Source organism: Xenorhabdus entomophaga (assembly GCF_037996725.1).
Taxonomy (GTDB): Bacteria; Pseudomonadota; Gammaproteobacteria; order Enterobacterales; family Enterobacteriaceae; genus Xenorhabdus; species Xenorhabdus khoisanae.
The window spans coordinates 1-8,537 of the sequence record NZ_JBBMXH010000137.1 but is presented as its reverse complement, the minus strand read 5'-3'; the positions used below and the strand labels follow the sequence as shown (position 1 = coordinate 8,537).

Here is an 8,537-nt window from a genome sequence, read left to right as displayed (position 1 = left end):
TGCCGGACAAAGCCCCGCTGCCGGCAAAATGAAGGCGCGGCTGAATATTGGCAACCGGCTTATCCTGCCCGTCTCTTAGCACCAGTGTCAGGGTCGCCTGCTGCTGGTTATCGGCTTCCAGCGTGTCGGGCGTGGCACTGAATGTGGAGTGGCTTTCACTGACCACATCCGCCGGCAGCGGCTTAAAGATCACTTTGGCCGCCAGTTTGGGAAACGCCTTGCCGTCAATCTCCGGCGTCACCGTCCATTCACCGGTTTTTGTCCCGGCCGTTACGGTGGCAATATAGGTGCCGTGGTTGGCCGGATCTTCCTGAATCGCCCCCATCTTCGGCTCATCACCGGTGCCGGACAAAGCCCCGCTGCCGGCAAAATGAAGGCGCGGCTGAATATTGGCAACCGGCTTATCCTGCCCGTCTCTTAGCACCAGTGTCAGGGTCGCCTGCTGCTGGTTATCGGCTTCCAGCGTGTCGGGCGTGGCACTGAATGTGGAGTGGCTTTCACTGACCACATCCGCTGGCAGCGGCTTAAAGGTCACTTTGGCCGCCAGTTTGGGAAACGCCTTGCCATCCACCGCCGGTGTCACCGTCCATTCGCCGGTTTTTGTCCCGGCCGTTACGGTGGCAATATAGGTGCCGTGGTTGGCCGGATCTTCCTGAATCGCCCCCATCTTCGGCTCATCCCCGTTGCCGGACAAAGCCCCGCTGCCGGCAAAATGAAGGCGCGGCTGAATATTGGCAACCGGCTTATCCTGCCTGTCTCTCAGCACCAGTGTCAGGGTGGCCTGCTGCTGGTTATCGGCTTCCAGCGTGTCGGGCGTGGCACTGAATGTGGAGTGGCTTTCACTGACCACATCCGCCGGCAGCGGCTTAAAGATCACTTTGGCCGCCAGTTTGGGAAACGCCTTGCCGTCAATCTCCGGCGTCACCGTCCATTCACCGGTTTTTGTCCCGGCCGTTACGGTGGCAATATAAGTGCCGTGGTTGGCCGGATTTTCCTGAATCGCCCCCATCTTCGGCTCATCCCCGTTGCCGGACAAAGCCCCGCTGCCGGCAAAATGAAGGCGCGGCTGAATATTGGTAACCGGCTTATCCTGCCCGTCTCTCAGCACCAGTGTCAGGGTCGCCTGCTGCTGGTTATCGGCTTCCAGCGTGTCGGGTGTGGCACTGAATGCGGAGTGGTTTTCACTAATAATGTCGGTTAAGACATTACCGAAGATAACATTGATAGTTTTTATCTTCTGCCCATTCACTTCCGATGTAACAGATAATCTACCTTTGGTTTCTTCTCCCTTAAAAGGCCATTCATAGCGACCACTCCCTGATGACACCTCTTTCACTCTACCTATGGTCGGTTTTTTGCCATTACCATATAGAGCTCTGTCATCAAGTGCCAGTGTAAGATAGTCTTCTACTCCGGTAATAATCTGGCCATTCTTATCAAACAAATCCAATACAAAGAAACCTGATTCATTCGGTTCAATCTTTCCCTCTTTCGATACCTTGAACTGAGATTTATCCGTATCCACCATTTCCGCCAATGACGGGAAAAAATCAACCGTGGCAGAAGGCAATTCATGGTCATCCACTTTTGCCTTAATTTCCCATTTACCTTGTTTAGTACCAGACGTGGCACTCACTTCATAAATACCACTCCCTTCCGATACTTCTTTAATTTCTGCGCTCAGTTCAGGGTTTTTACCTTCGCCTTTTAGCCCGCTAAGTTCAGGCGTGAGCGTAATATGATTCGCAGCACCGCTGATAGGCCTACCGCCCTTATCGACCAGCTTCAACCGGAACACAGTTTGAGCTTTTCCATCCGCCACCATTGATTGATGGAGCGGCTCAAAACCGGAATTTTTCAGGTCAACCGCCAAAGCGATCACCTGTATCTGTGTTTCAGCCTGTTCGGAAGCATTGCCCTGATGATCATAGGCAATGCCGGATAGGATGTAGGTATTGTTACCCTTGCTATAGTATGGTGGCAAAGTCAGTACATAACGCGTACCACCGCGAACCTGCTGAGCCACCACGCTTTTGAACAGTTGATGAGCGTTCCCATTAACTGGCTGAACGGCCAGCTTTTCTGTCTGCTCCGGTGTATCCAGTTTCTCCAACTTACCACCAGCCGCCGCAAGTCTCGCCGTATCCCAGACAATCTCTTTCAGGCCATATTTGCTGCTGACATTGATATTCAACGGAAACACTTCACCGCCGTACCCACGAATCCGATCTTCCATCGTCAGGCGTATCAGATCTTTTTTACGATATTCCAAGACTATTTGATTATTACGATCAACCAAATCATAACGTCCTCCTTGCAAGGTACGTTTAAACGCCATTGCATCGGGATCAATCTGTTTTGACCACGGTGTGCCAAGTTCATAGTTCAGGCCGAAATTAAACAACGTTTCCCCTTTACCCTGTGCACTCTGCTTGCGATCTACTCCCAGAGTCACCAGCGGGATTGGGGTATAGTTAGCGCCTACGGTAAAGACCGATGGATTTTTCTGTCGATGCTCTTCGCTCAGCAGGCCAACCTCATTACCAAAATACTGCTCATAAACCAGCTTGCCTCCCAATTGCGGATAAGAGGGAAGGTAACCTTCGGCACGCAAGTCAAACCCATTAGCCGGACGTTCATCGTAATCTTGCAGTTTTTTCCCCGCTTTCCAGCCACTCGCCCGGAAATAGCCGTTCGCCCCGAATTTCATAAAATCACGGGCATATTCAGCACCAATGCCAAGACGGGTATGGTCACGGGTAATATCATGATCAAGAAAGGCGTTATAACCAAACATGCTGTTATCAAAGAAATGGCGCTGTCCCAAGCCAAAGTTAGCGGTGGTGCGGCTGTCAATGCGACGCAGACCAAACTGGGTAAAAGCCATCTGTCTTTTGGTGTCGTACAGTGGCAACAACATATCAAACTGGCTGCCTTCCAGATGCCCGCGTTTATCCACGTTAGCCTGTACTTTAACGGTGCCATAACGTTGCAGCCAGTTTTGCAAAGCTTGATTGGTTTCACTCACAGCCAAGCCGTGTAACTGGTTTTTTACACTGTCCACGACATTACCATTTTTCAACATGCCCGCCGCACGGGAGGCCGCCCCCGCCAACCAACGTTCAGTGTCATCTCCCTGCTTCGTCCGTAAGTTATCAAGAGGATGACTTTCCTGTGCAACACTGGGAGAATTGGCAGCCATTACTGAAGAAGTAAACGCGCCCGATATCGGGAAAACAACTTGGACCAGAATATTTATCCAGACTACCCATTTAATCCGGTAGCGCTGTTGATCTGTCCATTGCCTTCTGTATTCTTGTAGCATATTTAGCAACCCTTTTGATTAATACTATTGCTCTCAACTAATGTCACAAGCTGATAACATTCATGCCTGATTTTTATTTCTGATAGATGTTTAATTAAGGCAGATAAACAAGATCATTGTTTACCGTCTATGATGACAAATTATTTAATTTGAAAAATAAAAGCCTAATTCGATTACCTATATAAGAAACATATGATTAGATGATGAAAACCATTGATAATATAAATAACACTTTTACCTACATTAATTTATTTAATTAAAATCTGATAAAAAATCAAATCATGAGTGTTACAAAAAAATAAGATCATTAGAAAAACCACAAAGACAAAAAATAAACACAATAAAATCAACAAACTAAAAACAAAAATCCAAGCTCGCTATTTTTCTTATTTTTACTATTACAAGAATTAAGAGTTAACATTTGGTTTCTAAATGTCATCTACTTTCATTTCAATCCCATGCAAAAAAAAATGGAAAAATGGTACATTCAAAAACATCCTAAATTTAGTAATAAAACTTTCTTACCTTTATATTTAAATCCTACTCTTAGTAAAAAATTAAGACTTCACGACATAATTAACAAAAAGACGAAATACATACAGGAACCAATCAACTATTATTTTGTTTCACCTTTAAATAATCTTTTGCTGTTATTCAACATTCCTACGGCACATTTTCCCCTGAATAAATCTACGCATTACCGTACAATTCCCCCCATATTGTTTCATGTAAGTTACCCGGAGAACGGATGGACAGACGATTTGTTCAATCCCACAAAGAAGCACGTTGGGCAGTATTCCTGACGTTAGCTTATCTTGTTGGTTGGCTGCTATGTGCCTATTTACCCAGTGATGCCATTGGCTTAACGGGATTACCCCGCTGGTTTGAACTGGCTTGCCTGCTGCTACCCGCCTTATTTATCATCCTCTGCTGGTTGATGGTAAAGTTTATATTTAAGGAAATTCCACTGGAGGATGTTGATGCAAAGTGAAGTGATTCTGCCTCTCGTGGGATATCTGGTATTGGTTTTCATACTGTCAATCTATGCCTATCGCCGCCGACAAACAGGCGAATTCCTGAATGAGTATTTTCTCGGTAATCGCTCCATGGGGGGTTTTGTACTGGCAATGACCATTACAGCCACCTATATCAGTGCCAGCTCATTTATCGGTGGCCCCGGCGCCGCTTATAAGTACGGGATCGGTTGGGTATTGTTATCCCTGATCCAACTGCCAGCAATATGGCTCTCACTGAGCGTACTGGGGAAAAAATTTGCCATCCTCGCCCGCCGTTACAATGCGGTCACGCTCAACGATATGCTGTATGCGCGCTATCAGAGTCGTTTTCTGGTCTGGTTTGCCAGCATCAGCCTGCTGGTTGCTTTTGTCGGTGCAATGACAGTGCAATTCATTGGCGGGGCGCGTTTACTCGAAACTGCTGCGGGCATCCCTTACGATACGGGATTGTTGATTTTTGGTGTTTCAATTGCCCTGTATACCGCCTTTGGCGGCTTTCGGGCCAGTGTCCTCAATGATGCCTTGCAAGGGTTGGTGATGCTACTGGGAACGGTGTTACTGCTGGCAGGCATTATCTACAAAGCCGGCGGGTTATCAGCGGCGATCACCACTTTGCGTGCCATTGACCCGAATCTGGTTTCACCTCACGGAGCGGATAATATCCTTACAGGGCCATTTATGGCGTCTTTCTGGGTATTGGTCTGCTTTGGCGTCATCGGGCTGCCACACACCGCTGTGCGTTGCATTTCCTACAAAGACAGCAAGGCGGTTCATCGCGGTATTATTCTCGGCACCATCGTCATGGCAATCCTGATGTTCGGCATGCACCTTGCCGGCGCTTTGGGGCGGGCGATCATTCCTGATCTGACCATCCCCGATCAAGTTATCCCAACCCTGATGATCACCGTACTGCCGCCTGTCGCTGCCGGAATTTTTTTGGCTGCGCCTATGGCTGCGATTATGTCCACGATTAATGCCCAACTGCTGCAATCTTCGGCCACTATCGTCAAAGATCTCTATTTAAACCTGTTTCCGCATCAGATCAGCCAAGAGAAAAAACTCTCACGTATCTCCAGCTATTCCACCTTACTTTTAGGTGCATTGCTGCTATTGGCTGCATGGCGCCCACCTGAGATGATCATCTGGCTGAACTTGTTGGCATTTGGCGGATTGCAAGCCGTTTTCCTTTGGCCGCTGGTGCTGGGATTATACTGGGAAAAAGCCAATGCCCACGGAGCCATCAGTTCGATGCTGATCGGTGCCACAAGCTATACTCTGCTGGCAACGTTTAATATCCCGCTTCTCGGTTTCCATCCCATCGTGCCATCACTGTTGCTGAGTTTACTCGCATTCGGAATAGGCAATATGATGGGTCATAAACACACACAACAAACCGCTGCTTCTCAATAAACGCAGTGTGATTTTATCTCCACAAAAAGAGAATTTTTATGCCTTGGATACAATTAAGACTTAACACCACGGGACAACAAGCTGAAGCACTCGGTGATGAGCTAATGGAAAGTGGCGCAGTATCAGTGACTTTTCAGGATAGCCACGATACCCCGATTTTTGAGCCTCTGCCGGGCGAAACCCGTTTATGGGGCGATACCGACGTTATCGGCCTGTACGATGCTGAAATGGATATGAAGGCGGTTGTAAGCCAACTGGAACAGCTTCCACAACTGGGCAAGAACTTCATCCACAAAATTGAGCAGTTAGAAGATAAAGACTGGGAACGCGAATGGATGGACAACTTCCACCCAATGTGTTTTGGCAAGCGTCTGTGGATTTGCCCTAGCTGGCGCGAAGTGCCAGAACCTGATGCCGTCAATGTCATGCTTGATCCGGGTTTGGCGTTCGGGACAGGAACTCACCCAACCACTTCACTGTGCCTGCAATGGCTTGATGGTTTGGATCTGGCGGGAAAAACTGTTATCGACTTCGGTTGTGGTTCCGGCATTCTGGCTATCGCAGCCCTGAAATTAGGCGCGAAACATGCCATCGGTATTGATATCGACCCACAAGCCATCCAAGCCAGCCGGGATAACGCTGAACGTAACGGTGTATCCGACCAGTTAACCCTTTATTTATCTAAAGATCAGCCTAAAGACCTCGAATGCGATATCGTCATTGCCAATATTCTGGCTGGTCCATTGCGTGAACTTGCCCCTGTTATTGGCTCACTACCTAAATCAGGTGGATTATTGGGCTTGTCTGGCGTTCTGGCAAGTCAGGCTGAAGGAGTTGCCCAAGCCTATGACAATGAATTCATTATCGATCCGATAGCTGAACAAGAAGAATGGTGCCGCATCACAGGGATTAAAAAATAATCACTTAATGCCTATGGAAAAGCGAGATTATCCACTAAAATGATCACCCAGGAGGTCAATTGGTGATAATCCGCTCTCTTTGTGATTAGAAATATAAGTAATAATAAATTTCGTCAATAACTCGTAACCATATGTTATTTAAAGATAATTAACCATTTTTGAAAAAATCAACTGGAAAAAATCCGTTATAAATATCGATTCGCTCAAAGTTTGGCCTTTCATATCTTGTGAAAAATGCGTAATATACGCGCCCTTAGTCACAGTTGACCACTCTTTCTTCGCCTATGCGTATCGGACAATACCAGTTGAAAAACTGTCTTATTGCGGCCCCTATGGCAGGCATAACAGATCGCCCGTTTCGATCTCTTTGCTATCATATGGGAGCAGGAATGACAGTCTCAGAAATGCTTTCTTCTAATCCTCAGGTTTGGAAGACGGATAAATCTCGGCTGCGTATGGTTCATAGCGACGAACCCGGAGTGCGTTCTGTACAAATTGCCGGTAGTGATCCCGATGAGATGGCGGCGGCGGCGAAAATCAACGTCGACAATGGCGCTCAAATCATCGATATCAATATGGGGTGTCCAGCCAAAAAAGTGAATCGCAAGCTGGCAGGCTCTGCATTACTGCGTTATCCAGAACTGGTTGAAAAAATCCTTTCTGCGGTAGTCAATGCGGTTGATGTGCCTGTTACTTTGAAGATTCGCACAGGATGGTCACCGGAAGAACGCAACTGTGTAGAAATTGCCCAATTGGCCGAGCGTTGTGGTGTTCAGGCTCTTACGATACATGGCAGGACACGAGCTTGCCTGTTTAATGGCGAGGCTGAGTACGACAATATACGGACAGTTAAGCAGACTGTTGCCATACCAATTATTGCTAATGGCGACATTACTGACCCGCTAAAAGCCAGAGCAGTGCTTGAATACACTGGGGCTGATGCCCTAATGATAGGCCGCGCTGCTCAGGGAAGACCCTGGATCTTTCGGGAAATCCAGCATTATCTGGAAACAGGAGAACTGCTGCCACCGATGCCACTTGGCGACGTGCAGCGTTTAATGAACGAGCATATACGAGAACTGCACGATTTTTACGGTCAAGGCAAAGGAGTTCGTATTGCACGTAAGCATGTATCTTGGTATCTCAAGGAACATGCTCCTGCTGACCAGTTTCGGCGCACATTCAACGCCATAGAGGATGCCAGCGAACAGCTGGAGGCGTTGGAGGCATACTTCGAAAATTTTTGCGTAAATAAAGAAAAGAGCTGACAGAACTATGTTCGAACAACGCGTAAATTCTGATGTACTAACCGTTGCTACTGTAAATTCACAAGATCAGGTAACTCAAAAACCTCTGCGTGATTCAGTTAAACAAGCACTGAAGAACTATTTTGCTCAACTGAACGGTCAAGACGTTAATGACCTGTATGAGCTGGTACTGGCTGAAGTAGAACAGCCACTGTTGGACATGGTGATGCAATACACCCGTGGCAACCAAACCCGCGCAGCACTGATGATGGGCATCAACCGTGGTACTCTGCGTAAGAAATTGAAAAAATACGGCATGAACTGATTCTAGTCCAGTAACATGTTGTTGAAGAAGCACTTTCTCTTTTGAGGAAGTGCTTTTTTTCTTAGAATTACCCCTCCGATTACCCCACCGAAAAATCCTCAGCATAAACACTCACAGAACAACATGAGTACCAAAGAAAAATAAGAATTAGATGCGTTATAGAGGTCAGTACACCAAACGTTCCAGGGCAAACGGGTCTAAATTGACCAACATGGTGACTCGATACATTGAAATAGGACAAGACCACTATTTATTTGTGATTTATCATCAGCACCCTGTTAATGATTACGGTAG

Annotated in this window: 6 protein-coding genes; 5 read left to right on the top strand and 1 reads right to left on the bottom strand. The window is 47.1% G+C overall.

The window, feature by feature from the left end:
- The coding region (locus tag AAC854_RS20025) for an inverse autotransporter beta domain-containing protein (protein WP_340618648.1) at positions 1-3,325 on the bottom strand (3,325 nt) is incomplete at its 3' end.
- Positions 3,326-4,073: 748 nt separating this feature from the next.
- On the opposite strand from AAC854_RS20025, the gene AAC854_RS20020 reads away from it, so the two are divergent.
- From AAC854_RS20020 to fis, 5 genes are all read left to right on the top strand, one after another.
- Entirely contained in the window at positions 4,074-4,316 is a 243-nt protein-coding gene (locus AAC854_RS20020) for a YhdT family protein (protein WP_047962871.1), read from the top strand.
- The gene (panF, locus tag AAC854_RS20015) at positions 4,306-5,751 is read left to right on the top strand and encodes a sodium/pantothenate symporter (RefSeq protein ID WP_340618647.1); all 1,446 of its coding nucleotides are present in this window, start codon (positions 4,306-4,308) and stop codon (positions 5,749-5,751) included. The genes AAC854_RS20020 and panF overlap by 11 nt, the downstream gene beginning before the upstream one ends.
- A gap of 38 nt (positions 5,752-5,789) precedes the next feature.
- A complete protein-coding gene (gene prmA / locus AAC854_RS20010) occupies positions 5,790-6,671 on the top strand; it encodes a 50S ribosomal protein L11 methyltransferase (RefSeq protein ID WP_340618646.1) in 882 nt (293 codons plus the stop codon).
- Between the two features lie 284 nt (positions 6,672-6,955).
- Positions 6,956-7,939 (top strand): tRNA dihydrouridine synthase DusB, encoded by a 984-nt coding sequence (dusB, locus tag AAC854_RS20005; RefSeq protein WP_340618649.1) that lies wholly within the window; start codon positions 6,956-6,958, stop codon positions 7,937-7,939.
- A gap of 7 nt (positions 7,940-7,946) precedes the next feature.
- A complete protein-coding gene (gene fis / locus AAC854_RS20000; RefSeq protein WP_010847912.1) occupies positions 7,947-8,243 on the top strand; it encodes a DNA-binding transcriptional regulator Fis in 297 nt (98 codons plus the stop codon).
- Positions 8,244-8,537 lie beyond the last annotated feature (294 nt).